Origin of the sequence: Nocardia sp. bgisy134, from assembly GCF_965341865.1 — a bacterium.
Lineage (GTDB): Bacteria > Actinomycetota > Actinomycetes > Mycobacteriales > Mycobacteriaceae > Nocardia.
This window is the reverse complement of record NZ_CBDQZP010000021.1, coordinates 1-24492: the sequence shown is the minus strand read 5'-3', so window position 1 is coordinate 24492 and position 24492 is coordinate 1. Positions and strand designations below refer to the sequence as shown.

26 protein-coding genes are annotated in these 24492 nt (G+C 66.4%); 19 read left to right on the top strand and 7 right to left on the bottom strand.

Annotated features, from left to right (window positions below):
- Positions 1–130: 130 nt before the first annotated feature.
- Positions 131–1318 (bottom strand): Ig-like domain-containing protein, encoded by a 1188-nt coding sequence (locus tag ACRWNM_RS29930; protein ID WP_431971481.1) that lies wholly within the window; start codon positions 1316–1318, stop codon positions 131–133.
- A 358-nt stretch (positions 1319–1676) separates the two neighbouring features.
- Between ACRWNM_RS29930 and ACRWNM_RS29925 the strand changes: the two genes are divergently transcribed.
- Both ACRWNM_RS29925 and ACRWNM_RS29920 read left to right on the top strand, forming a co-directional pair.
- Positions 1677–1907 carry a DUF6400 family protein gene (locus tag ACRWNM_RS29925; RefSeq protein ID WP_431971480.1) on the top strand — a complete coding sequence of 77 codons (231 nt, stop codon included), beginning with the start codon at positions 1677–1679 and terminating at the stop codon, positions 1905–1907.
- Positions 1904–2350, top strand: a complete 447-nt coding sequence (locus ACRWNM_RS29920) for a nuclear transport factor 2 family protein (protein ID WP_431971591.1) — start codon at positions 1904–1906, stop codon at positions 2348–2350. Before ACRWNM_RS29925 ends, ACRWNM_RS29920 begins: the two co-directional genes overlap by 4 nt.
- Before the next feature lie 218 nt (positions 2351–2568).
- Here ACRWNM_RS29920 and ACRWNM_RS29915 read toward each other — a convergent pair whose 3' ends face one another.
- Entirely contained in the window at positions 2569–2973 is a 405-nt protein-coding gene (locus tag ACRWNM_RS29915; protein ID WP_431971479.1) for a hypothetical protein, read from the bottom strand.
- A 386-nt stretch (positions 2974–3359) separates the two neighbouring features.
- On the opposite strand from ACRWNM_RS29915, the gene ACRWNM_RS29910 reads away from it, so the two are divergent.
- The 3 genes from ACRWNM_RS29910 to ACRWNM_RS29900 all read left to right on the top strand — a co-directional run bounded on the left by ACRWNM_RS29910 (position 3360) and on the right by ACRWNM_RS29900 (position 7986).
- Positions 3360–4151: an RNA polymerase sigma factor SigF gene (locus tag ACRWNM_RS29910; protein ID WP_431971478.1), complete on the top strand. Its 792-nt coding sequence runs from the start codon at positions 3360–3362 to the stop codon at positions 4149–4151.
- 425 nt (positions 4152–4576) lie between these two features.
- A complete protein-coding gene (locus tag ACRWNM_RS29905; protein ID WP_431971477.1) occupies positions 4577–5206 on the top strand; it encodes a hypothetical protein in 630 nt (209 codons plus the stop codon).
- Positions 5207–5565: 359 nt separating this feature from the next.
- The gene (locus ACRWNM_RS29900) at positions 5566–7986 is read left to right on the top strand and encodes a protein kinase domain-containing protein (RefSeq protein WP_431971476.1); all 2421 of its coding nucleotides are present in this window, start codon (positions 5566–5568) and stop codon (positions 7984–7986) included.
- 32 nt (positions 7987–8018) lie between these two features.
- Here ACRWNM_RS29900 and ACRWNM_RS29895 read toward each other — a convergent pair whose 3' ends face one another.
- Both ACRWNM_RS29895 and ACRWNM_RS29890 read right to left on the bottom strand, forming a co-directional pair.
- Positions 8019–8603 carry a hypothetical protein gene (locus tag ACRWNM_RS29895; protein WP_431971475.1) on the bottom strand — a complete coding sequence of 195 codons (585 nt, stop codon included), beginning with the start codon at positions 8601–8603 and terminating at the stop codon, positions 8019–8021.
- Positions 8600–8854, bottom strand: a complete 255-nt coding sequence (locus ACRWNM_RS29890) for a hypothetical protein (RefSeq protein WP_431971474.1) — start codon at positions 8852–8854, stop codon at positions 8600–8602. Before ACRWNM_RS29890 ends, ACRWNM_RS29895 begins: the two co-directional genes overlap by 4 nt.
- Positions 8855–9120: 266 nt before the next feature.
- Between ACRWNM_RS29890 and ACRWNM_RS29885 the strand changes: the two genes are divergently transcribed.
- The 7 genes from ACRWNM_RS29885 (at position 9121) to dmpG (ending at position 17171) form a co-directional block, all read left to right on the top strand.
- On the top strand, positions 9121–9816 hold the full coding sequence (locus ACRWNM_RS29885) for a TetR/AcrR family transcriptional regulator (protein WP_431971473.1): 696 nt from the start codon (positions 9121–9123) through the stop codon (positions 9814–9816).
- A 251-nt stretch (positions 9817–10067) separates the two neighbouring features.
- A complete protein-coding gene (locus ACRWNM_RS29880; RefSeq protein ID WP_431971472.1) occupies positions 10068–10685 on the top strand; it encodes a TetR family transcriptional regulator in 618 nt (205 codons plus the stop codon).
- Positions 10686–11303: 618 nt separating this feature from the next.
- Complete coding sequence (locus ACRWNM_RS29875) at positions 11304–13019, top strand: CocE/NonD family hydrolase (RefSeq protein WP_431971471.1); 1716 nt, start codon at positions 11304–11306, stop codon at positions 13017–13019.
- 154 nt (positions 13020–13173) lie between these two features.
- Entirely contained in the window at positions 13174–13602 is a 429-nt protein-coding gene (locus ACRWNM_RS29870; protein WP_431971470.1) for a DUF6069 family protein, read from the top strand.
- 739 nt (positions 13603–14341) lie between these two features.
- Positions 14342–15202: a 2-keto-4-pentenoate hydratase gene (locus tag ACRWNM_RS29865; RefSeq protein ID WP_431971469.1), complete on the top strand. Its 861-nt coding sequence runs from the start codon at positions 14342–14344 to the stop codon at positions 15200–15202.
- Positions 15199–16158 carry an acetaldehyde dehydrogenase (acetylating) gene (locus tag ACRWNM_RS29860; protein WP_431971468.1) on the top strand — a complete coding sequence of 320 codons (960 nt, stop codon included), beginning with the start codon at positions 15199–15201 and terminating at the stop codon, positions 16156–16158. Before ACRWNM_RS29865 ends, ACRWNM_RS29860 begins: the two co-directional genes overlap by 4 nt.
- On the top strand, positions 16155–17171 hold the full coding sequence (dmpG, locus tag ACRWNM_RS29855) for a 4-hydroxy-2-oxovalerate aldolase (protein WP_431971467.1): 1017 nt from the start codon (positions 16155–16157) through the stop codon (positions 17169–17171). Before ACRWNM_RS29860 ends, dmpG begins: the two co-directional genes overlap by 4 nt.
- Positions 17172–17187: 16 nt before the next feature.
- Here the strand turns inward: dmpG and ACRWNM_RS29850 are convergent, their stop codons facing one another.
- Complete coding sequence (locus tag ACRWNM_RS29850; protein ID WP_431971466.1) at positions 17188–17583, bottom strand: YciI family protein; 396 nt, start codon at positions 17581–17583, stop codon at positions 17188–17190.
- Positions 17584–17772: 189 nt separating this feature from the next.
- On the opposite strand from ACRWNM_RS29850, the gene ACRWNM_RS29845 reads away from it, so the two are divergent.
- From ACRWNM_RS29845 to ACRWNM_RS29825, 5 genes are read left to right on the top strand one after another with little or no spacing between them, the layout of a single operon-like run.
- Positions 17773–18315: a VOC family protein gene (locus ACRWNM_RS29845; RefSeq protein WP_431971465.1), complete on the top strand. Its 543-nt coding sequence runs from the start codon at positions 17773–17775 to the stop codon at positions 18313–18315.
- 39 nt (positions 18316–18354) lie between these two features.
- Entirely contained in the window at positions 18355–19269 is a 915-nt protein-coding gene (locus ACRWNM_RS29840) for a VOC family protein (RefSeq protein WP_431971464.1), read from the top strand.
- On the top strand, positions 19266–20117 hold the full coding sequence (locus ACRWNM_RS29835) for an alpha/beta fold hydrolase (protein WP_431971463.1): 852 nt from the start codon (positions 19266–19268) through the stop codon (positions 20115–20117). Before ACRWNM_RS29840 ends, ACRWNM_RS29835 begins: the two co-directional genes overlap by 4 nt.
- A gap of 15 nt (positions 20118–20132) precedes the next feature.
- Positions 20133–20393 carry a hypothetical protein gene (locus ACRWNM_RS29830; RefSeq protein ID WP_431971462.1) on the top strand — a complete coding sequence of 87 codons (261 nt, stop codon included), beginning with the start codon at positions 20133–20135 and terminating at the stop codon, positions 20391–20393.
- A complete protein-coding gene (locus ACRWNM_RS29825) occupies positions 20387–22027 on the top strand; it encodes a long-chain fatty acid--CoA ligase (protein ID WP_431971461.1) in 1641 nt (546 codons plus the stop codon). The genes ACRWNM_RS29830 and ACRWNM_RS29825 overlap by 7 nt, the downstream gene beginning before the upstream one ends.
- Before the next feature lie 25 nt (positions 22028–22052).
- On the opposite strand, the gene ACRWNM_RS29820 is transcribed toward ACRWNM_RS29825, so the two are convergent.
- Both ACRWNM_RS29820 and ACRWNM_RS29815 read right to left on the bottom strand, forming a co-directional pair.
- Positions 22053–22235, bottom strand: a complete 183-nt coding sequence (locus ACRWNM_RS29820; RefSeq protein ID WP_431971460.1) for a hypothetical protein — start codon at positions 22233–22235, stop codon at positions 22053–22055.
- Between the two features lie 16 nt (positions 22236–22251).
- A complete protein-coding gene (locus ACRWNM_RS29815) occupies positions 22252–22995 on the bottom strand; it encodes a GntR family transcriptional regulator (RefSeq protein WP_431971459.1) in 744 nt (247 codons plus the stop codon).
- Between the two features lie 139 nt (positions 22996–23134).
- On the opposite strand from ACRWNM_RS29815, the gene ACRWNM_RS29810 reads away from it, so the two are divergent.
- Positions 23135–24028, top strand: a complete 894-nt coding sequence (locus tag ACRWNM_RS29810) for an NAD(P)-dependent oxidoreductase (RefSeq protein WP_431971458.1) — start codon at positions 23135–23137, stop codon at positions 24026–24028.
- On the top strand, positions 24025–24492 hold a 468-nt coding region (locus ACRWNM_RS29805), incomplete at its 3' end, for an SRPBCC family protein (protein ID WP_431971457.1). The genes ACRWNM_RS29810 and ACRWNM_RS29805, both read left to right, overlap by 4 nt.

Below are 24492 nucleotides of genomic sequence, written 5' to 3'. Positions count from 1 at the left end.
GGTCGGCGACATTGCACAGATGGTTCATGGCTGCGTGGGCGTCTCGCCGATACCGATTGTCGCGGCGGCGATGGCATATGAACAGGGACCTTCTAGCAGCGGTTTCGGTCCATTCCGAAGCCTTTTCGTGTTACGCGGGGGTGCCGCCGCGAAGCCAGTCGGCCCAGGGGATGCCCCAATCGCCGTTCTGCCAGATGTCGAGGGGGTCGCCGCCGGTGTTGCGGACCTCGACGACGTCGCCGGGGACGACGAAGTCGTAGAACCATGCGGCGTCGTTGGGGGAGAGGTTCAGGCAGCCGTGTGAGACGTTGGTGTTGCCTTGGGCCCACATGGTTGCGGCCAGTTCGTGCACGAAGATTCCGTCGTGGCTGATGCGGACCGCGTTGTTGATGCTCGTGCGGTAGCCGCCGGAGTTGGTCGGCAGGCCGTAGCTGGACGAGTCCATGATCACCGGGTTGTTCCGGTCGAGCACGGTGTAGATGCCGGGGCGGGTCCAGAACGACAGGTATCTGCCACCGACGACGGTGGAGCCGCCCTTGCCCATCGATGTGGGCATGGTGCGCACCAGGTTTCCGTTGTCGAAGACCTCGATCTGTTTGGTGTCGTCGTCGGCGATCGCGACGTGCGCGGGGCCGATGATCACCGACACCCGTTGGTCGCGCAGACCGTAGCGGCCGTCACCGAGCGCGCGTCCGAAGAGTTCGGCCTCGATCGTGATTCTGGTTCCCGGCGCGTGATAGCGCTCGGGCCTCCAGTGTGCGTTGTGATCGTCGAGCCAGTACCAGGCACCGGTGACGGCGGGCTGGGTGGTGACCTTCAGATGGCGTTCCGCGGCGGCCCGGTCGACGGGTTCGTCGAAATGGGCGACGAGCACGAAACCCACTCCGTAGGTGTCGTTTTCGGCCAGCTCGACGAGATTGGCGGAGCGCAGGGAGACGTCGAGGAGTTGTTGCGGTCGCACCGTGGTGCAGGTCGTCGTCGCGGTGACGTCGCCGGCTTCGCCTTGCGCCACGGCTCTGGCGGTGTAGGTGTGTCCGTAGCCGAGTGGTTCGGCGCTGGTCCAGGTTCGATGATCGGGTGCCGGGGCGCCGGGCAGTGATCTGCCCGTTTCGTCGATCCATTCGACCGACCGCAGTGTCCCGTCGGTGACCGTGACCGTGCCGGGGCTGCGCGCATCGACGTCGTGGGTACCAGGTGGAGGATCGAATCGGATCGTGGCGGGTTTGGGGGGCGCGGGGTCGAGCCGCCCGCATCCGGCCAGGGTGAGGCCACCCGCACCGGCGAAGCCGATCAACAGCCGACGACGTCCCAATGCCACCGCGTATCTCCCTTCGCTGGGTGCAGCAGGGCCGACCTCTGTCCGCAAGCATGTGACAGCTACGCGCGGGCGGAGATGGCAACGAGCGGTATCTCCACCGATCCGTCGCACAACCGACACCGTTCCGCGATTGATCGGAATTTTCGGACAAGACGGTCAAAGCGTCGCTGTGCCCGACTTCAGGGGGAACGTGTCGTGGCGATTATGTGGACGCATTTACTCCCTGGTCCAGCCCGTGCGCGGGCATCAAATGTGACGAAGTCCGACCGTCGAATGTGATGCAGGTCATTGACCGAGGAGGTGGGGTTGGGCATCGTCATCAATTCGTTATCGGAAAGAACCTGGTTGGAGATGCCGAATGGCCGACCACAATTTTGCTTACGACCTCACGCTGGACGAGGCCCGACGGCGCAGCGCCGTCGTCGCGGCGCTCGGTGACGACTGGGATCCGGTGGCGGTGCTCGCCGAGGAAGAGCTGGCGTACGACATGCTGTACTCCAATCTCGACGATGAGCAGCAGCGGATCTACGAGGAACTCGTCCAGGCCGGGATCCTGCCGGAACGGGCGCCGCGCCTTATCACCGACTGATCTCACCGCCGAGCACGAACCTGACTGGTGTTCGGCGTGTCGCCTCCGGCGCCGTCGTCACCGACACAGCTCAGCACGATCATCACGTCCGCACGAGCAGTACCTTCCTTCTCGACGTCTTCGATGAACCCGACCCGGCTCGCCGGGCCGCAGCCATCGCCGAGACCTATACCGACGATGTGGTGTGGCATGAATCGGACCGCCCGGTGCGCAGGCGCGAGGATTTCGAATGCCGCGCCGAAGAGTTGCGTGCCGAAAATCCGGACTGGGTCTTCCGGCCCGCAGGCCCCGCGTCGGAGCTCGACGACATCGGCCACCTCGGCTTCCACTACGGCCCTGTCGACCAACCTCCGGTGGTCAGCGGCATGGACATCGCTCGTACCAAAGACGGCGTCATCATCGAGCTCTACACCATCGTCACCGAGATCCGTCAGCCGTCCTAGCTCGACCGAGATGGCCGGCCGGGAACTTCTACGGAGTGCGCTACTTCCGGTGGGCTCTCCTTCGGACTTGCTTCGGAGACACCATGATCCCGCCTATCGCGCGTTTCCCAACGGCCACGCGGCCGCACCCTGAGGTCTGACGGTCGGTGGCCGCGTCGCGGGGTCCGAAGAGAACCCCGCGACCAGCTACCAGCTGTGTTGCGCCGATCCCGCATCCGTCAGGCGGCGTCGAGGGCCGCGGTGATCTTGTGAGCCATCGCAGCAACGGCGGGGCTGGGCTCGCTCTTGCGGGACCCGGCGGCGGCTTCGATGGCGATCAGGACGGTGCCGCGGAAGTTGTCGGCCTCGGCCGGATGTTGCTTGCCGAGCAGGCTCATCGCTGCGGTCAGGGCAGGCAGCACCTGGTCGGCGAGTTCGGCGACGGACTTGCCGTGCAGGTGGATGTCTTTGGACTTGGCGGCGAGCACATGCCCGACCAGCCCGGTCGCCGAGGTCAGGGCGATGGAGCCGTGCGCGATGCCCTTGTGCGGCGCACCGGAGGCGGCCATCAGCGACACGGCGCCGTAGGCGGCGGTGCGCAGGGTGCTGTTGTCCTGGTCGGTCAAGGTGATGGTGGTGGACATGTCGTGTACTCCTCGAAATCGGTTGTGGCACCGACTGAAACGGTGTCGGCGCCGGTCGTTGTGTTCGATGTACACACCCTCGCCGGGCCGACTGGCACCGACCTGACATACCCCTGACACCTCTGCTGACACCGCGTCGGCCATCGACGCGCTGACCGCTGTGATTGACTGAGGGCTTCGGTGAAGTGACTCTTGCCGGTGCCGGAAAGGTCACGGACGCACCGGTTTTCGCGGCGTCCGATCCATTCCCGGGTGCGCAGCGAGGCCTGGGTGGCAACGGAAGGCTCCCCGGTTTCTCAATAGCCGGGCACGTTCTGCGCCACGGCGGGTGCCAGGCGTGAAGATGTTGCCTGTTCGAGACATCCGCGTCTCGATCTTCGGCCCGCGTGGAGGGTCCATCAGCCCGGGATGGGTATGCGCATCTCGAGCCGTGGCTGGAGAAGCTCGCCGCGTTCGCCCCGGAAGATCCGCGGCGGGCACGGATGCGGGAGCAGATCGTGGCGTGCGGGTTGCCGCTGGCCGAACACATCGCGCGCCGGTTCGCCGGTCGTGGCGAGGCGTTCGAGGATTTGCTCCAGACCGCGCGGGTGGGACTGGTGCAGGCGGTGGATCGCTACGACCCTGTCCGGGGAAGTTCGTTCTTGGCGTTCGCAGTGCCGACGGTCATGGGCGAAGTGCGCCGCCACTTCCGGGACCGCACCTGGGCGATGCGCGTCGAACGCGGAGTGAAAGAGACGCACGCGAAGATCGGCCCGGCGACCGAGGTCCTGGCCCAACGGCTGGGTCGGTTGCCGACCGCGCGGGAGATCGCCGCCGAGATCGACGTCGACCTGGTCGAGGTCGTCAAGGCGATGACCGCAGCCAACTGCTACAACACCAACTCACTCGACGTGACCATTCGCGACGAGGACCTCGACGGCCCCTGCACGCCCGGGACCGCCGTGTGCCGCGACGAGAAATGCTATGGGCTGCTCGAGGACGCTATGGCGGTGCGGCCGTTGATCGCGGCACTGCCCGCGCGGGAACGACAGATCCTGATCTGGCGCTATTTCGGATCGATGACCCAAACCCAGATCGCCGAACGCCTCGGCGTATCCCAGATGCACATCTCCCGAATCCTTTCCAGCACCCTGGCCAAATTGCGCGAACAAACCCTCACCGAGCCCAACGCCACCTGAACAACCGCATGCGCGGCGGCTGCCTCGGACCTGCGCCTTGCCCGCCGCCGCGCCCCCGCAACAGAAGCACCCCTCTTCGACCCGGAGGTCCTCCTCGGAAGTCGATTGAGCTGCTGCGGGATTGGGAACTGGCGAATCGGGTATTCACGTGGCTGCGTGCCGAGCTGCGGTCTCCGGGAAGAGTGCCGTGTCGTGCTGCCCTGAGTAGGTCGTGTGCGGTGGCGAGCACGCGGGTGGCCGACGGCAGGCGGACGCCGAGATGGTCGATGTGTCGAGGAGAGGTCTTGTTGCTGCAATCTGGGGTCGGTCGTGGGCGGTAGCTGCGATCTGTCGACGCCATCCGGCGCTGCGGGTCCGGAGTCACTAGGGTCTTTCGTTGTAGTAGTCGAGAGTGCGGCCGGGACGGCCGGGGAGGAGTGCCGCCGATGGGGAATCCGATACCACCGGGTCAGCCGGGTGGGTACGGGTCGCCGGGCCAGTCGAATCCGTATGGGGGTCAATTGAACCCGCAGCAGAGTCAGCCGCATCCCTATCTCGGTCAGCCGCATCCCTACGGTGCACCGCCGCCCGGCGCGCCGAGTCCGGTGCCACCCGTGCCCAGTTACGGTCCACCGAACCGACCGGCGAGCGGCGGCGCGATGGAGCGGGTCGCGGGCGGTCTGCTGTTGGTCGCCGCGTTGCTCGCCATCGTCTTTCGGGTGGCCAACGCGTTCTCCGCGAGTTCGCGTTTCCTCTGGTCGGACATCATGCTCGTGCTGATGATCCTGCTCGCGATCCTCACCGGTATCTGCGCGCTCGCGGGGATGGGCGCGAAGTATCCCGCGCTGCGCGCGCTCGCGGCGGTGGCTGCGGGCATGCTCCTGTCCGGCATGGTGGAAGCGGTGCTCAGTGCCGCGCAGTTCGAATTCCTCTTCGAAGACACCTTTTGGTTGTCCATCCCGTGTGCGCTCGCCGCATTCGCCGCCACCCTCGCGACGGTGGTCGCCGCTGCTGCGGCGCGAACGCCGCCCGCGCCGGGAAGTCAGGGGCCGCACGGGTACCCGGCCCGGAACTAGTCGCCGCGCCGTAGCTCCGCAACCGGTGCTCTGAAACAGCGGAGGGAAGCGCAACCGAACCGATGAACCTGGCGCCGACGAGTCCCTGTCGGCATCCAGAGCCCACCATCAAGGCCTCGAAGCTCTGTCGCAGGCCACTGACATCCAGATGCCCGTCGGGGCATTGGTCACGAGAAACCTACGCGCGTCGCCGAGTTCGTGGCGGTGATCTCAACCCGGCCCGGACGGTGGAAACTCCGATCTGACGTGGGTACCGAGGGTTTCCAGCGTCTCTCGGGGATGATGGTGCCCGGTCTGGCGGTTGTGTCCGCCCGAGCCACCGACCGACGAGTGGGTGATCCGGCTCGATAGGTGCAGACATGAGCGAAAGTTCCGATTCCGGGAGCGGGTTCGGGCGACCAACGGCGGGAATCGAATTCGGCGCCGTGGCCGCTTTCGCTGCCGCGTGGGAAGCCGACGGTCTGCCACCGGTCCTCGCCGACTACCTGCCGGGCGCACGCCTGGATGCGCTGATCGAACTGATCCGGATCGACCTGCGGCATCGATGGCTGCGCCGACTGGCCGGGACCCGCCCCGATGAACCCGTCGCGGCCACAGCCGGGCGCAGGCGGCTGTGCGAATACCGGTCCGAATTCCCCGAACTGACGCCGGAGCGTCTTCCGGCCGACCTGGTGTACGAAGAGTTCGTGATTCGCCGCCACAGCGGCGAACACGTGGATCCGGGCGAATACCTGCGGGAATACCCCGAGCAGGCGGCGCAACTGCGCGAGCTGCTCAACGCCGAGGAAGAGCAGAGCGCCCGGCGCGGCAGCCTGGAACTCACCGCCGCGACCTCTGGCGACTCGATCACCTCGTCGGGGTATCCGACTCGCACTGCTATCGAACTCCGCACCGGACAGGGCACTGCCGGAACCCAGGTCACCGGGCTGGACCGTATCGCCGTCGGTGATCGAATCGATGATTTCGACCTGCTCACGGTGCTGGGCAGCGGTGCGTTCGCGCGGGTGTTCCTGGCCCGGCAGCGGTCGCTACAGCGGCTGGTGGCGGTGAAGATCTCCACCGACCACGGCACCGAACCGCAGACGCTGGCACAGCTCGACCACGACTACATCGTGCGGGTCTTCGATCAGCGGCTGCTGGACGAGCCCGACCTGGACAGGGATCCCGGTGGGCGTCGGCTGCGACTGCTGTATATGCAGTTCCTGCCCGGCGGCACCCTGCTGGGCGTGTTGCACCGGGTGCGGGCCACCCCATCGGACCAGCGCAGCGGACAGCTGCTGCTGGACGCGGTGGACGCGGCAATGGCGGAGAAGGGAGAGATCCGGCCGACCGATTCCAGCGTGCGCGCGGAGATCACGACGCTGTCGTGGCCGGAAACCGTCGCCTGGCTCGGGCGCAGACTCGCCGAGGCGCTGACATACGCGGACGCGCACGGAGTGCTGCACCGTGACGTCAAACCGGCCAATGTGCTGCTCACCGCCGAGGCGGTGCCCAAACTCGCCGATTTCAACGTCAGTTTCAGCCGCGATCTCGCCGAGGCCAACCCGGTCGCCTATTTCGGCGGCTCTCTGTCGTACATGGCACCGGAACAGCTGGAGGTTTGCCACCCCGGCTACGACCGGTCCGCCGACGATCTCGACACCCGCGCGGACATCTATTCGCTCGGTGTGGTGCTGTGGGAGCTGCTCACCGGCGCCAAGCCGTTCGACGACATCACCGCGGGTGAACACGACGATGCCGCCACGCTGGCGGCCATGGTGCAGCGCCGTCGCGCCGGGGTGGATGCGGGCGCGCTCGAGCGGATTCCGCCCGACTGTCCGGCGGCACTGCGGCGGGTGCTGCTGACCTGCCTGGCGCCCGAGCGTGACCGGCGGTGGGCCGATGGCGCGGAATTGGCCCAGCAGCTGGAAGTCTGTCTGGACGAGCGCGCCCGCGACCTGGTCGACCCGCCGCCGTCCAGTTGGCGATTACGACTACGGCCGTGGCTGGTGCCGGTGGTGGTACTCGCCGCGTGCATCCCGAACGCGCTCGCATCGGCGTACAACGTCGAGCACATTGGGACGCTGATCGTCGAACGGCTGAGCCTCCCGGCGCAACACGCGGGACGGATCACCGCAGCCCTGACGAACGCGGTGTTCTTCCCGTTGGGCATCGCGCTGGTGCTGTACATGTCGCGGTATCTGCTCATCGTCTCGCGCGGCCTGCGCCGGGGCCGGGAATACGACCCGCTGACACTTGCCCGGGCACGATCGGATGCCCTGCGGCTCGGCGATCGTGCTGTGCTGGTGTCGTTTTCACTGTGGAGCCTGGCGACGATAATCTTCCCGCTCGTGATCCACCTCACGACCAAAGAGCTCAGCGAGGAGGTGCTGCTGCACCACTTCGGCGGAGTGCTGGTCTGCGGTGCGATGGCGGTGGCCTACCCGTTCTTCCTGGTGACGTTCTACATGGTGCGCTGCATCTATCCGATGTTCCTCCCGCTCGGCGACATCACCGCGGCCGATGCTCTGCATCTGCGCCGACTCGATCGCCGCTGCACCGTGTACCTCACCGTGGCGGCATCGGTGCCACTGCTGGCGATCGCCGGGGTGACCTTGCTACCGCCGAACGACATTCCGCTGGTGCTCCTGGCCGTGCGGGTGTTGTGCATCGGCGCGATCATCGCCTTCATCGTCGTCTATGTGCTGTTCCGTGCGATCGAGGCTGATCTGAAGGCGTTGAGACGCGTGGTGGACCCGGTCGCCGGACAGCGTGAGCCGCATGCTGCCGGTCGACTATGAGCACACAGGGTCTGGGCGAGGGCTGCTGCCTGCTACTGCGCGGCTTGGCGCTCCTCGTCCCCGTCGCTTTCCTGATCGGTGAACGAGCTGTCATTTTGTCGGCCGTGTCCGATGCCGCGCCATCCCAGTGGGAGTTGGACACGGCCGGCCCGGATATCGCCGAGGAGTTGCGCGTAACCCTCACGGACCTCGCCGAGATGGACCCACGCCGAGTGCCGAAGCTCATCGCAGTCGGCATGCAGCACCGTCCACCACGCCTCGGCATAGCTCTTTGCGACATGACTGATCACCTCACCGAAGGAGTGAGTGTGGCGGCGGGCGCACCGGCTGTGGCGGACGTAGAACACCGCCCAAGAGTTGATCTTGTCGATGACCTTCGCGATATCCGTATGGAGAGCCGCCTCGGTGCGGGCGGGTGGATGCCGATGAGGATTCAAAACCGCCGCAATCAGGGCGGCGTGTAGATCGCCCAGTTCTCGCGCCCACGCGATCAGCGGCAACGGCCCAGCGAGACGACCACCGATTGCGGCCAATAGTTGATCCGGTGACAGCAGGGATCCCGCATCCGTTTCCGGATCCTCCGGTGCTTCCGTCATATCCGCGTCCATGGCGATCACATGTCCTCCGTCGCGGGCCGACGCTTCGAGCAGGCCAGATGGTTCTTCGTTGCCGGCGACGGCCATGTGGTGGACTTCGCCGGGGTTGCCTGCGCAGCCTCGGGGGCCGTCACGCGGTGAACGGTGACGATCTGGCGGCGAGGGCTCATGGCGCGCGGTGGCCGGACGCTGCGGCCGGTGACGACGTGGTGGTCGCCGCCTCGGGCGATGCGCGTCGAGATGTCAATGCCATGGCCGGGACGGTCGGTCATGCTGTAGTGCGCCGATTCCACAGGCCGCGGAGGTGGGCTCGTATGTGCAGATCTGAGGCTTGTTGCTCGATCGCGACCTCAGCTGAATAGGCGTGCCGTTGCATAGTTGACTGCTCGAAAGTAGATGAATGATTGATACAACGAGATCACGGCTGTGACTCGGCGCATAATGCTAGTACTGACTGCGCACTCAGTCAACGACTGGGGCTGAGCGGTCAGTGGACACTAGAGTGTGCCGGAATTCGGACGAGGAGGGGTGGTACCGGGTGAGTAGGCGTGCGGCTGAGCCGGGCAAGTCGGGTGCGATTCTGGATACTTTCACGCGCCATGTTGCCGAGAAGGGCTACGACGGGACCAGCTTCAGTGGTGTAGCAAGGGAGTTGGGTATCTCGCAGGGCTTGATCGTGCATCATTACGGCACGAAGGCGCGGTTGCTGGAAGCCTTGCATATTTCCTATATGCGGCAGCGTATCGATGAGGCGGAGCGCATCATTTCGCAGTTTTCCACGCCTACCGAACGGATGGCCGGACTGTTGCACGCCTCCATGCTCTATCAGGTGCGCGATAGAAATCGGACTGTCGCGTTCCAGCGTGAGGTCGCGCGGTTCGCTGAGCAGGACGAGACTGCCGAGGGGCGTAAGTTGCGCCGGTATTACATCGGAATCATGCGCGGCGTGCTCGAATCGGGCGTTGCTTCCGGCGAGTTCCGGCCTGTCGATGGAAGTGTCCGGACCCTGCTCATCTTCGGTGCGGCGCAATGGGCGTGGACGTGGTTCGATCCGGAAGGGCGTAGCTCCGCCGAGCAGGTCGGTGCTGAACTGGTAGATCTCACTCTTGGATCTCTGTTGGTGGATAGGAGCTCGTTGCCGCGTCTCAGTGATCCCGAAGGCCCGCTTGTTGCCGCGGTGACCAAGATCATCACCGACGCGGAGGGGACGCCGGAAGAACTGCCGGACGGATGACCGTGGTCCGGCGGACTCGTTCGGTGTGCGTCCGTGACCATGTGGCGGCGACGCACTCGCGGCGGCCGGGCCGCGGCCGAAGAGGCTGACGATGCCGAGCCGATCTGCCCGGCAGTGGCCCGGGTCGTGCTGGGGTTCCGTCCCTGGTTGCAATTTCACGGTATGCTGAAATACGTTTCAGCGGGTGCTGAAGCGGCATCGGCAGGTATTCACGCGTGCTCGTAGAACGGGCAAAAAGGGGACAGCGGGGCATGGCGGCACGAGCAGGAAGGGGTCCGCGCGGGGAACGCGGCACGCAGGCGGACCGCATCCTGACAGCCGCCCGCAAGTCCTTCGCCGAGCGGGGATACAGCGGGACCTCGTTGCGGTCGGTGGCTCAGGCCGCCGATGTGGACCCCACCCTGGTGAACTATTACTTTTCCAACAAGACGGGACTGCTGAAGGCGGCGCTGGAGCCGCCGGATGCCTTCGGTGAGGCCATTGCCGAAGCCGCCAAGGTGCCGCTGGACGAGCGCGGGCGGGCCTTCGTGGAGGCGGCGCTGCGCATGTGGGACGACCCGGCCACCGCGGAGGTTCTGCGTTCGATCATCCTCGCGGCAAGTCACGAGCCCTTCGCCATGGAGCGACTCCGCTCCGTCTTCTCCGCGCTCGTCCTGCAGGTCGTGTCGGCGAGCCTTTCTCACGATGAGGCCGAGTTGCGCGCAGATCTGGTCTCCACGCAGATCGTCGGCCTGGCGATGACACGTTACGTCTGGGCGCTCGACCGTATTGCCGACATCCCCTCGGAGCAGGTCATCCGGCTGATCGCGCCGACTGTGCAGCACTACCTCACGGGCGCCCTGGGCGGGGACATCCCAGGGAACGTCTGACCGCAAGCGACTGCTCGACGTGGGACATCGCCCGCCGGTCCGCGAGTTTCCAGTGCAGACCGCCGGTAGCCGGTGTCCCGAAATCTTCCACCCCCTCCATGGGATGGCCTGCGAGGACGATGCATCGTTCCGGTCCGTGACCTCGGCTTCCCTGGGGCGTTCACGGTTCCGACGTGTACGACAACGACAGGTCACCGGGCTCGCGACGGTCCCGTCCCTGGAGGCTCCGGCGCCGTTTCGACGGCACTCGCGAGCGGGGAGCGGCGGCCAAGCGGGCGGGCATAGTGCCGTACTAGCCGCAGCCGGCCAAGGCGGCGGGCATTGCGCCGTACAGCCTCGGTCGGCCAAGGCGGCGGGCATTGCGCCGTACAGCCTCAGTCGGCCAGCCGGGCTCGCGAACTGATCGTCAAGCGCCTTCCCGCCCTCAGCCCCGCCGCGCTGAACGTGTGCCCCGGTGGCGGCGAGCTCCCGGCGAACACCTCGTAGGCAAGCGGCCACCCGGGCGGCGCCCGTCGGACACCGTATTTTCATGACCTATTGAAATTACCCTTGCCCGTAGCGAGCAGGCGCGCGTACGGTGAGCCCAGTTAATTTCAGTACACGTGGAAATGGAGTGCCATGGTCCGATTCAAGGCTGCTGGAGTGGAGCCTGGCCAGCGTCAGCTCAACGGACCGCAGACCACCGGTCGTCAGTACCGCAATCTGTCCTCGGCCCAGCACAGGACGACCCGTGAGGACAATGTGCCCGTCCCGGTCCGCGATGGCACCCGGCTCCTGGCCGACATTCACCGGCCCGACGCGGAAGGCAGGTTCCCCGCCCTCATCGCGGCGGCCCCCTACCCGCGCCAGCTCCAGGACCTGGGCGCCCCCGCGGCCATCATCGAGGCAGGCGCCAGTGACTTCTGGGTGCCGCGCGGTTACGCCCATGTCATCGCCAACCTTCGCGGCACGGTGGGCTCGGGCGGCACCTACACCTTCTTCGACGAGCAGGAGCGCAAGGACCTGTTCGACCTGGTCGAGTGGGTCGCCGGGCAGCCGTGGTGCGACGGGAACGTAGGCATGATCGGCATCAGCTACTACGCCATGACCCAGATGGAGGCGGCCACCCAGCGACCGCCTCACCTCAAGGCCCTGTTTCCCTTCAACGTCACCGTCCAAGCGTGGGAAGCCAGCTACCACAACGGCCTGTTGAGCGAGGCTTTCATTACCCCCTGGTTCCGCGCGTTGGGCGTCCTGTCCGCCCACGGCGACCGTCTCTACCGCAAGGGTCTGTCCCGTCTCCTGCGCAAAGTTCTCGCCATTCCCGCCGTCCACCACCGGTTCCGCCACGCCGACGCCGTCCAGGTGCACCACGGCCTGCAGCTGGTCAGCCGCTTGAGCCACGATGCCCACCCATGGGGCGCTCTGCTGAACGCAGTGGCCGAGCACCCCGTTCGGGACGAGTGGTGGGACGAGCGTGACCTGACCGAATTGCTTTCCCGTGTCGACATTCCCGTCTACCTCGGCGGCGAGTGGTCCAACGTCCCTCTCCATCTGCCCGGTCTCTTCAAAGCCTGGGAGGCCCTCGCCCGCAATCCGCACGTGCGCATGACCATGCTCGGAGAGCACAGCCTGCCCTGGCCATGGGAAAGCATGCACATCGAGGCCCTCGCCTGGTTCGACCACTGGCTCAAGGGCCGGGACACCGGCATTCTCGAAGGCCCTGCCATCCGCTACTGGTTGCCCGGGGCCGAACGGTGGCACACTGCCGACTCCTGGCCCCCACCGGCCATCCACATCGCCCTGTGCCTCAACGCCGACGGTTCGCTCACGGCCGACGAGCGGCCGGGCGAGCGCAGCTACGCCACGGACGGCGCGAATGCCATGCCCGCCCAGCTGAGTTGGATCAGCGACCCCCTTCCCGGCGACCTCGACATGGTCGGTCACCCCGAGCTACGGCTCACCGCCACCAGCAGTCAGGCCGACACGGGATGGATCCTGCTCCTGCAAGACATCGGCCCGGACGGCACGTCCATCGACATCACCCAGGGCTGGCTGCGCGCCAGCATGCGCCACGTCGACGAGGACGCGAGTGAGACGGGCAGGCCCGTTCTCCCGATGCAGGCGCGGATTCCCGTCCCTCCCGGCGAGCCGGTCGACTACCGGATCCCGCTGGTCGCCAACGCCCGCCGGTTCCAGCGCGGGCACCGCATCCGGCTGATCCTCACCAGCGACGACAATCGCGAGGACTTCCAGCCCATGCTGCTGTTCAGTCACGCCCCCGTCGGCATGGCCTGCGTCAACACGGTGCACTCCAACTCACGCTTGTTCCTTCCGATCCTGGACGACGAATGAACGGGATGCCCTCCGGCCGCGGCGATCCTGCGGTCCGCTCGTCTTCGATCACCTTCCCTGTGTGCCCCCGGCCGGGACCGGCGTGGCCTCGATACCCCTCGCCGCGGCGCCCCCGCCCAGGCAAGACAGTCCCAACCTCTTTTGGAGTGAACTGATGACCACTACATCCACCCGCAGGCCCAGCCCGAGCCTCCTCCGCTACGCGTGCGCGGTCGGCGGCGCCGTCCTGGCCACAGCCCTGCTGTGGGCCGCAGCCCGCGGCCTCGGCGTCGAACTTCGCGTCGATACCCGCAACGGACGGCCGGCCCAGGTCGTCGGCCTGCCCCTCGTCGTGGGCAGCACGCTCGTAGTCTCCCTGCTCGCCTCGGCGGCGCGCAAGTGGCTGGACCGGTTGACCGACCGGGCCCCGGCCGTCTGGACCCGAGTGGCCGTCACCGTGTTGCTGGTGTCGCTCGCGCCCATGGCGTACGTCCAGGCTTCGGGCAGCACCAAAGCCACACTCGCCCTGATGCACCTGGCAGTCGCCGTCGTACTCGTTCCGCTCCTGGCCCTCGGAAGCGGCGATCGGCCCGGAACGCGGTAGCGCGGCGATCATGGTGGACTTCGCGGCGCGTCACCCCGACCGGCCCGCCGTCCAACTCGACGGCGCCACCTCGAGGTACGCCGAAGTCGACGAGGACCGTCGCGGTGCCCATGAACCGCTGCGGAAGGCACGTGAGGTGGAGTAATGCAGTGCCATCTCACAGTCCGATTCCCGGGTTGGCCGCCGATGCACTACCGAGCCGACTCCGTAGCAGCACACACTTTTGCGAAGGCAATGTATGAGCTGAGACTGGCAACAATTCAAATCGATCACGATATGCGCGAAGCATTGCGGCCCATGCCTTGTCAGCGGCTCTGGCGATGAACAAACATGACCGATGCCGCCTGCTGCAGCATCTGATGGGCACGGTCGGAGCTGAATCCCTCCCTGTGCCCACCAGTTCGAGATCCAGCCGAACTCGACTCGAACACCCCACATGCTGATTGCCGACCGTGCCCCTGGATGGGCGTAGCGAACTCTCTCCGGGGCAATGGCATTCGTGCGATGCGGCGCATTGCTGTAATGAACCGGATCGCGAAGTGCTACAGCTACATTCCGAGTGTGCCGAAAAGGACGCTTTCACAACGTCGGGCTCGGCCTCTGAGCTTTGAACGCGAAATCTCGTTGCGGAAATCAGGAACGACTTCGTCGACCGCGCGTTGGGCAATCTGTGATCGAGTTCGGCTCACCGGAACTCAACCGTCGCCACGTTGCACATCGATGGGTCACGGTGTGTCCCATGTCCTTCGTGAACAACAGCCCGGGATCCGGGCCCGACGTTGTCGAGGCTGCCGCGGCCCGCCTCATCCGAGCAGCAGCGAACCGGCAGCCCTGTGCGCCGGTCCGTGACCTGATCGGCAGCACCGATGTCGGCGCCGCCTACGCCGTCCAGGAGCGCCTCACCTCCGCCCGGCTCGACGGCGGCGCCATCATGGTCGGTCGGAAGATCGGTCTGACCTCACCGGCAGTCCAGGCCCAGCTCGGCGTCGACCGGCCGGACTTCGGTGTCCTCTTCGCCGACATGCAGTGCTCGGAGGAGCAGGTCGTGGCGATGGACCGGCTGCTCCAGCCGAAGGTCGAGGCGGAGGTCGCCTTCGTCCTGGACAGGGACCTGGACGACGGACCGCTCGATATCGAGTCCGTACGTCGTGCGGTCGCGTACGCCGCGCCCGCCCTGGAGATCGTCGACAGCCGCATCGCCGGGTGGGACATCACGTACGGGGACACTGTCGCCGACAACGCGTCGAGCGGCCTGTTCGTGATCGGCGGTGCCCGCCGCGACCTGAACGAGTTCCGACCGGTCGACGTCACCATGAGCATGCGGATCGGCGGTCGTGAAGTGTCCACCGGCGCCGGTTCCGCCTGCCTCGGCGACCCGCTCGAAGCCCTGCGGTGGCTCGCCCGGACCGCCCGGGAATTCGGCGATCCGCTACGGGCCGGCCAGATCATCCTCTCGGGCGCGCTGGGCCCGATGGCGCCGGTGGTCGGCGGTGATCACGTTATCGCCGAGATCAGCGGCTTGGGCGTGGTCCAGGCCCGCTTCGCAGGTGGCGCAACCCCCAGCAGGGCCACCAGGATCTACGCAGGAGAGGCAGCATGACCCGCGCAGGCAAGTCCAAGGTCGCCGTCATCGGGTCCGGGAATATCGGCACCGACCTGATGATCAAGGTGTTGCGGCTCTCGAAACACCTGGAGATGGGCGCCATGGTGGGCATCGACCCGGACTCCGACGGCCTGGCGCGCGCGGCCCGCTGCGGCGTACCCGTCACGGCCGACGGCGTCGAGGGCCTGATCGGCATGGCCGGATTCGACGAGATCGAGATCGTCTTCGACGCGACATCGGCCAAGGCGCACGAGGCCAACGCGGACAAACTGGCGCCGTACGGCAAGCGACTCATCGACCTCACCCCGGCGGCGATCGGACCGTTCGTGGTTCCCGCGGTCAACATCGAGGAACACATCGACGCCGCGAACGTCAACATGGTCACCTGCGGTGGTCAGGCGACGATCCCGATCGTGGCGGCCGTCGCGCGGGTTGTGCCGGTCGCGTACGCGGAGATCGTGGCGTCCATCGCCTCGAAGTCGGCAGGCCCGGGCACGCGCGCCAACATCGATGAGTTCACCGAAACCACTTCGCATGCCATCACCAGCGTCGGGGGAGCGGAGCGCGGTAAGGCCGTCATCATCCTCAACCCCGCCGAGCCGCCGTTGATCATGCGCGACACCGTCTTGTGCCTCGTTCGAGCACCCGGCGCGGCGGTCCATGCCGAGATCACCGCATCGGTGCAGAAGATGGTCGGCGAAGTGGCCGCCTATGTGCCCGGGTACCGGCTCGAGCAGGCGGTCCAGATCAGCCCGATCCCGGACGGCCAACCGGTGCACACATTGCTGCGCGAGGACACCGACACCGCGCCCACCCATCAGGTGTCGGTGTTCCTCGGGGTCGAGGGCGCCGCCCACTACCTGCCGGCCTACGCCGGAAACCTCGACATCATGACCTCTGCCGCCGTGCGGATGGCCGAGCGCATCGCCCAGCGGAAGGACGAAACCCGATGACCGCCAACCTGTTCATCCAGGATGTGACGCTGCGTGACGGGATGCATGCCGTCCGGCACCGCATCACACCGGAGAATGTCGCCGCGATCGTGGCCGCGCTCGATGCCGCCGGTGTCGATGGCATCGAGGTCGCGCACGGTGACGGCCTGGCCGGCGGCTCCCTCAACTACGGACCAGGCTCCAACACCGACTGGGAGTGGATCGAAGCCGCCGCGGCCGCTATCGAGCACGCTCGCTTGACCACGTTGTTATTGCCGGGAATCGGCACCATCGATGACCTGAAGCAGGCGTACTCCCTCGGCGTCCGGTCCGTCCGCGTGGCCACGCACTGCACCGAGGCAGACGTCTCCGCGCAGCACATCGCCACGGCCCGCGAGCTCGGCATGGACGTGGCCGGCTTCCTGATGATGAGCCACATGGCCCCGGCCGACGAGCTGGCGAAGCAGGCGGCGCTGATGGAGTCCTATGGCGCACACTGCGTGTATGTCACCGACTCCGGGGGACGGCTGACGATGGACGGGGTCCGGGAGCGCGTTCGCGCCTATCGCGAGGTGCTCACCCCGACAACGGAGATCGGCATTCACGCGCACGAGAACCTGTCGCTGTCGGTGGCCAACTCCGTGGTGGCGGTCGAGGAAGGAGTGACCCGGGTCGATGCTTCGCTGGCAGGCCACGGCGCGGGCGCAGGCAACTGTCCCATCGAGCCGTTCGTCGCCGTGGCCGACCTGTACGGCTGGAAGCACGGATGTGACCTCTTCGCCCTTCAGGACGCTGCCGACGACCTCGTTCGTCCGTTGCAGGACCGGCCGGTCCGCGTGGACCGCGAGACCCTCACACTCGGTTATGCGGGCGTCTATTCGAGTTTCCTGCGCCACGCGGAAGCCGCCTCCGAGCGCTACGGCATCGACGTGCGTGACATCCTGCTCGAGGTCGGCAGGCGCGGGCTCGTCGGTGGACAGGAAGACATGATCATCGACATCGCCCTGGACCTGACGGCCGCCCCGACCTCATAGGGAAGGCTCAACTCGCTCACTGCCATTCGTAGGTACCGCGACCGAGCGACAGGCGCATCGAGACGCTGCCCTCGTTGAGGCGCCACTGATGAACAACGAAGGTTCGCAGACCCGCCGTGACGAAGGGATCCGCTGACGCAATGGAGATCGCCTCGGCCTCGTCGGAGGCGCGTAAGACCGTGACGCCCGATCCCGGGCCGACGTCGGGGCCGCTGACGAGGGGACCGGACAGGAAGACGAGGTGGCGTTCCTCGAGGTCCAGCAGCCAGGCGATGTGTTCCGGGACGAGGGCGGCAATGTCCTCGGCGGTCGTCCCGTCTACCGGTGTCGAGGTGACCATCCAGTAATCCCGTCCCAGGAGCCGTGAGAGATCCGGAGCGTCGTGATCGGTGGCGGGGGGCATGGAATTCATCCCAGAACTGTATGCAATTTGAGCCCGAAAACTCCAGAAGAACCTTGACATTAAAAGTGCATACACATTACGGTCGACAAGAACGAACAGGAGTGACGCCGCACGCGGACTTCTCGGCCGAGCCGTTCGAGGCGCTGTTCATCGACCACCACATGACTCGGCCGCCAACCATGGGAAGGAAGGTTCACCATGCCGATCGCCGAACTCGGTCATTTCGGAGTTTTCTGCACTGACCTGGAGACCAGCACAGCGTTCTACCGCGATGTCCTCGGACTGATTGTCACCGACGAGGATCTGAATCTGGGCATGCGATTCTTCAGTGCCCGACCGAACTTCGAGCACCACGAGTTCCAGCTCGTCGAAGGCCGGACCGTGGCGCGCGCCGACGAGAACACCAAGCTCATTCAGCAGGTCTCGTTCCGGGTCAATCATCTGACCGAACTGCTCGAGTTCCACCGCAGATTCATCGAGCACGACGTCGACTTCGACATGATCGTGACGCACGGCAACGCGTTCGGAATCTACTTCTTCGATCCCGAGGGCAACCGGTGCGAGGTGTACTGGCAGACCGGGCTGCCCGCCCGCCAGCCATTCCTGGCGGCGATCGACCTCACCGAACCGATCGAGAAGCTGCTGGCCGACAACGCGGCGCTGGTCGCTCGGTACGGGGAGACCGGCTATCTGCAGCCGGGGCTGGTGAAGAACCTCATCCCGGACGCGATCGACTCCTGACAGCGCGCGTTCGGCAAGGTTCCACTGGAGAGGAAACCCATGATCACGCTGACCGACATCGCCTACGTGCGGTCAGGAGTCGCAGATCTCAGGACGGCCGTCGACTTCGCGACTCGCATCGTCGGTCTCGAGCTCGCCGGCGAGACCGAACCGGGCGTCGCGCACCTTCGCGCCGACTCCCGCCACCACTGTCTCGCTCTGGTCGAAGGGGTGTCGGGGGTCCTGGCCTCCGGGTTCACTGTCGCCGACACGGATGCGCTGGAGGCGGCCGAGAGCGATCTCGAGCGGGCTGGTTTCGCGGTGCGGCGTGGGTCGAAACAAGAGGCTCGTTCGCGGCGCGTGGCCGAGTTCATCGGCTTCGACGACCCCTTCGGCAATCGCATCGAGCTGGTCAGCCAGCAGGAAACGATCACCCGCCCGGTCGCTTTCACTCGGCCTGCCGGCATCACGGAGTTCGGGCACCTCTGCCTCGACGCCCCGGATGTGCACGAGGCCTACCGGTTCTGGAATGGGCACTTCAACGCCCGCGTCTCGGATTGGATCGGCAACGCCGCGTGCCTGATGCGGATCGATCCCGTGCACCACAAGCTGGCCGTATTCCAGGGTGAGAGCGCTGGTCTGTGCCACATGAACTTTCAGGTCGAGTCCATCGACGACGTGTTCCGTTCCTGGCACTTCCTGCAAGAGCACGACGTCCAGATCGAAATGGGTCCTGGTCGCCACCCGCAGTCGACAGCGGTGTTCCTCTACTTTCTCGGCCCCGAGGGCTTCACCTACGAGTACTCGTTCGGTGTGCGTCGCATCGAGGACGATGCGGCCTGGCGACCGCGCACGTTCGATCCGGACGAACCCGGTTCGATCGATATGTGGCTTGGCCCGGTCAAGCGAGTGTCGACGCAGCGTCCGGCCCCGATGACCGAACCCATTCCACACCGACAAGGAGCTAGCAAGTGACCGTCACCAGCGATCAGCCGACCGCAACGATCCGCGAGGTCGAGGGGGTGCGTACCGCCGTCATCGACACCGGGGAGCCCAGCGGCGAGAGCGCGCAGCCGCCGCTGCTGCTCCTGCACGGATCCGGTCCCGGTGTCAGCGCCGCGGCCAACTGGCGTCCCGTACTGCCGTCCCTGTCGCAGACCCGGCGTGTCATCGCCCCCGACCAGCTGGGCTTCGGTGGCACAGCCACCGGTGAGCCGCGCACGTGGGGTCGGCAGGCGTGGACCCGGCACGCACTCGCGCTGATGGACGAACTCGGCATCGAGACCTTCGACATCATCGGCAACTCGATGGGCGGGGCAATCGCCCTTTCGCTCGCGGCCGAGCGTCCCCAGGCCGTTCGCCGCCTCGTCCTCATGGGCTCGATGGGTGTCGCGATGGCGCTACCGCAAGGGCTCGACACGGTCTGGAGCTATCGGCCGGGAATGGAGAACATGCGCGAGATCATCGGGCTGTTCGCCTTCGACCGGGGGCTGATCACCGATCAGCTGGTCGAGATGCGATACGGGGCAAGTGCCGAGCCCACCATCGCGAAATCCTGGGAAGCGATGTTCCCCGAACCGCGCCAACGCTGGGTCGACGACCTCGCCCTGTCCGGTGCCGAGCTGACCCGGGTGGCGCAGCCGACCCTCATGATCCACGGGCGGGACGACCGGGTCGTGCCGTGGAAGGAATCCTCGGGGGCGTTGCTGGAACTCCTTCCAGACGTCCGGCTGCACGTGCTGGGCAACTGCGGCCACTGGACCATGATCGAGAAGACCGCCGAGTTCCTCGGCGTCGTCGAACCGTTCCTGTCCGAGGCCTGACCTGGCTGAGCCCCCGTGCTCGCGGGGGCCTTCGAGAATTCCGACACCACGCGTGCTTTCGGTGATCTCGGCTTCACCGACAACGTGGCCTGGGCCGACCCTGAGCGTCCGCTGTCGTGTGCCGTGCTCACCAGCGGCAAGCCGATTCTGTATCCCGAAGTGATCCGATGGATCGGGTTGCTCTACGGGATCACGTCGCAGACCCCGAAGGTGGCCGATACCGACTTGGCTTTCCGAGCGGGAAGTCATTGGAGAAAAGAGGAGTTCCGATGTTGAGCACCATGCAGGACGAGCCGTTGTCGCTGGCCACGTTGCTGCGCTACGCATCGACGTTCATGGGCGATTCCACCGTATCGACCTGGACTGGGACCGGCGTACGCACCATGACATACCGCGAGCTGGGCGCCGAATCGGCGCGTCTGGCAAATGCGTTGCGCGGCTTGGGAATTGGTGTCGGCGATCGCGTCGGCACCTTCATGTGGAACAACAACGAGCATATGGTCGCCTATATCGCGGTGCCGGCGATGGGGGCGGTGCTGCATGCGCTGAACATCCGGTTGTTCCCCGAGCAGCTGGTCTACGTGGCCAATCACGCCGAGGACCAGGTGGTCATCGTGGACGGCACCCTGGTGCCGATGTTCGCCCAGTACCTGCCGAACCTGAAGACGGTGCGCCACGTCATCGTCGCCAACGGCGACGCGTCCGCGTTGCAGGCCCCCGAGGGCGTGCAGGTGCACTCCTACACCGAACTGCTGGCCGCCCAGCCGGACAGCTGCGACTTCCCGGTGATCGACGAACGGTCAGCTGCCGCAATGTGTTACACCTCCGGCACCACCGGCGACCCCAAGGGCGTGGTGTACTCGCATCGCTCCAACTGGCTGCACGCCATGCAGGTCGGCGCGAACAACGGCATGGGCCTGCACGGCACCGACACCATCCTGGCCATCGTCCCGCTGTTCCACGCGAACGCCTGGGGCCTGCCGTACGCGGCATTGATGTCCGGGTCGAATCTGCTGATGCCGGACCGGTTCCTGCAGCCGGGTCCGCTGCTCGAGTGCATGGCCGCGCAGCAGCCGTCCTTCGCCGCCGCGGTGCCGACGATCTGGGGTGGCGTGCTGGCGGGGCTGGCGGCGAATCCGCAGGACATCACACATCTGCGCGCGGTAGTGGTGGGCGGTTCGGCCGTTCCGCCGTCGATGATGCGCACCTTCGAGGACGAGCACGGCGTGCAGGTGCTGCACGCGTGGGGCATGACCGAGACCTCGCCGCTGGGTAGCGTCGCGCATCCGCCCGCGACCGCGGTCACTGAGGAGGACAAGTGGGCCTACCGGGTGACGCAGGGGCGTTTCCCCGCCGGCGTGCAGGCCCGTCTGGTCGCGGACGACGGCAGTGTGGTGGCCAACGACGGTGTGTCGCTGGGTGAGCTGGAAGTGCGCGGCCCGTGGATCACCGGCTCCTACTACTCGCCGGAGGGCACGCCGGTGGATCCGGAGAAGTTCGACGGCGGCTGGCTGCGCACCGGCGATGTCGGGAAGATCAGCGAGGACGGTTATCTCACCCTGGTGGATCGTTCCAAGGACGTGATCAAGTCCGGTGGGGAGTGGATTTCGTCGGTGGATCTGGAGAACGCCGTGGTGGAACACCCCGCGGTCGCCGAGGCCGCCGTGATCGGCGTGCCGGACGAGAAGTGGGACGAGCGCCCGCTGGTGGCCATCGTGCTCGCCGAGGCCGCCGAGGCGAAACCCGAAGAGCTGCGCGAATTCCTGGCCGACAAGTTCGCGAAATGGCAGCTGCCCGAACGCTGGACGTTCATCGCCGAGGTTCCCAAGACCAGCGTGGGCAAGTTCGACAAGAAGCGGCTGCGCAGCCAGTACGCCGACGGCGACCTGGAAGTCACCATGCTCGGCTGAGCACTTCCTCTCGGTGACCCCCGCGTCACCACTTCACCACCGTCAGTGGTGACGCGGGGTTGGTCCGCATCCGCCGCGCGGCCGGCAGATCGCACAGCGCCAGGACGCGCAGCACGTGAGTGGTGTGGTCGGCGCGGTCCGCCCCGAGCTGTTGCTGCCGCGGCGCCGGCCTGACTTCGACCTCATCGCGAAGATCGTTGCCGCTCATGGCGGCCCGCGCACCGTCAGTCCGGAACGCCGACCATCTCCAGCGCCAAGGGCACGGCGGTCGGCTGGTAGTCGGGCGAGGTATCGCTCAACACTTTGACGGCGGTGTGGGCCAGGTGGCTGGCCATGCGGGCTTGGGCCACGGCTTTGGTTCCCGCTTCCAGCGCGGACAGAATCTGCGCGTGCTCGCGATCACCGGCCTTGTGCCAGCTGTTCGGCTCGCCACCCTGGTAGATCCGGATATACCGGACGCACCGGTCGGCCAGTTGACGCAACTGCTTCTGCATGGTGTCGCCGGCGCCGCAGGTGATCGTGCGATGGAACTCCGAGTGGATGACGAACCAGCGCTCGGTCTCGCCTGCCTCCGCGGCCGCTCGCATGGCCGCCAGCTGCTCAGCCGCCTGCTGTCGGGCTTCGGCGTCGAAGTTGTCCACGGTCATGGCCACGGCCAGCGACTCGAGCACGACTCGGCTCGCATAGATTTCGTCGAGCTCGCGAGGGTCGAGTACGGAGACGCGGGTGCGCTGGTTCGGTTCGATCTGGACCAGGCCCTCCTCCTGCAGCATCCGCAGCACCTCGCGCAACGGCGTCCGGCTGACGCCGAGCTGCTCGGCCAGCGATACCTGGGAGAGCTTCGTCCCAGGTCGCAGGGTGCCGTCGAGAATCCGCTCGCGCAGGTAGGCGTGCACGTGCGGGATCGCCTGGCGTGCCTCGGGCAGCTCCACTTTGGTGATGTGCGGGACGAGCACTTTCCGACTCATAGCCATAGCTTAAGCGGTGTGTATACATATTCCTTCTCTTTCGTGAGTCGGCGAGGTAAAGTGTATACAGTATTTGGGAGTCGTGACGTCTGCGAAGCCGTCCCCTCCCCGCACGAAAACCCGTGAGGATGTGACGAATGTGAGAACTATCGGGGTGATCGGCCTGGGCAAGATGGGTCTTCCGATCGCTGAGAACTTGCTGGATCGGGGCTTCGATGTGGTCGGGTACCGGCGGAGCATCGAGTGTCCCGAGCTCGGGGCCGCGGGTGGCGCCGTCGCGTCATCGCCGGCGGACCTGGCCGCCTCGTGCGAGGTCATCGTGTCGATCCTGCCGACCGCGGACGACGTCGAACACGTCATCTGCGGGCCCGAGGGCACGCTGTCGACGATGCGCCCCGGGACGGTCCACCTCGAGATGAGCACGATCCCGGTCACGAGGAAACTCGAACTGATGCGTCAGCTCGAGCACGTCGGGGCCACCATGCTCGACTGTCCGATCAGTGGTAGTCCCGGAATGGTCGGCCCGCGTCTGGCCACCGTCTTCGCCTCTGGAGCAGCGGAGGTGATCGATCGAGTGGCCGATGTCCTGGACGCCATCTCGGGGCCCTGGGTCATCACCGGTGACTTCGGCACCGGCACCCACCTGAAGTACATCTCCTCCATGCTCGTGGCGACCCATACGGTCGCGGCTGCGGAAGCGATCGTGCTGGCCCGCCGCAACAACTTGGACCTGGATATGGTCCAGCGCACCCTGGAGACGTCCATCGCGGGCTCGGCGCTGCTCCAGCAGCGAGGTCCCCTCATGGCGCACCGGTCATGGCTGCCCGCCCCCGGGCCCATCGCGACGTTGCAGGAGATCCTCGACCAGGTCGAGGCGCACCTGCACGATCTCGGCGAGCGTCGGCCGGTGTTCGAGGCGGCCAAAGCGGTGTTCGACCAGGCCTTGGTCGATGGCTGGGGTGCGCTCGATATCGCCAGCGTGCACGACCAGATTTCCCACGAAGACGCTCTCGCACAAGGAGTCAGTAAATGATCTATGTGACCCACCGCCTCCCGGTCAACGAGCCGGGCGAGCCCACTCTCGATCGGACCACCGTGTGGCGGGGACTGGCCATGAAGGCCAACAACGCGCTGCCCTTCGTGCCGGCCATGACGCACTGCGAGGTCACCGCTCGCCTCGACGACGAGACTTTCGATCGCGAGATCGATCTGTTCGGCGACCGCTATTCCGAGCGGATCGCTCTGGAGACCGAGCGGCGGGTGGTGTTCACGCGCCTCTCGGGTCCGGTTCTCGGCACGATCACCAATGACATCGAGGAGGACGCGGAGGGTCTGTTCCTCCGGTTCAGCTTCGCGCTGGTGCTCGGCGGCGCCGCTAGCGGTTCTCCCGAGGAGTCGGCGTACGCCGCCGAGATGACGACCCAGTACATAGCGGCCGTCGGCGCCACGCTCAACGCCATGCGTCGCGTCGCGCGCGGAGAAGTACCTGTCGAGGTG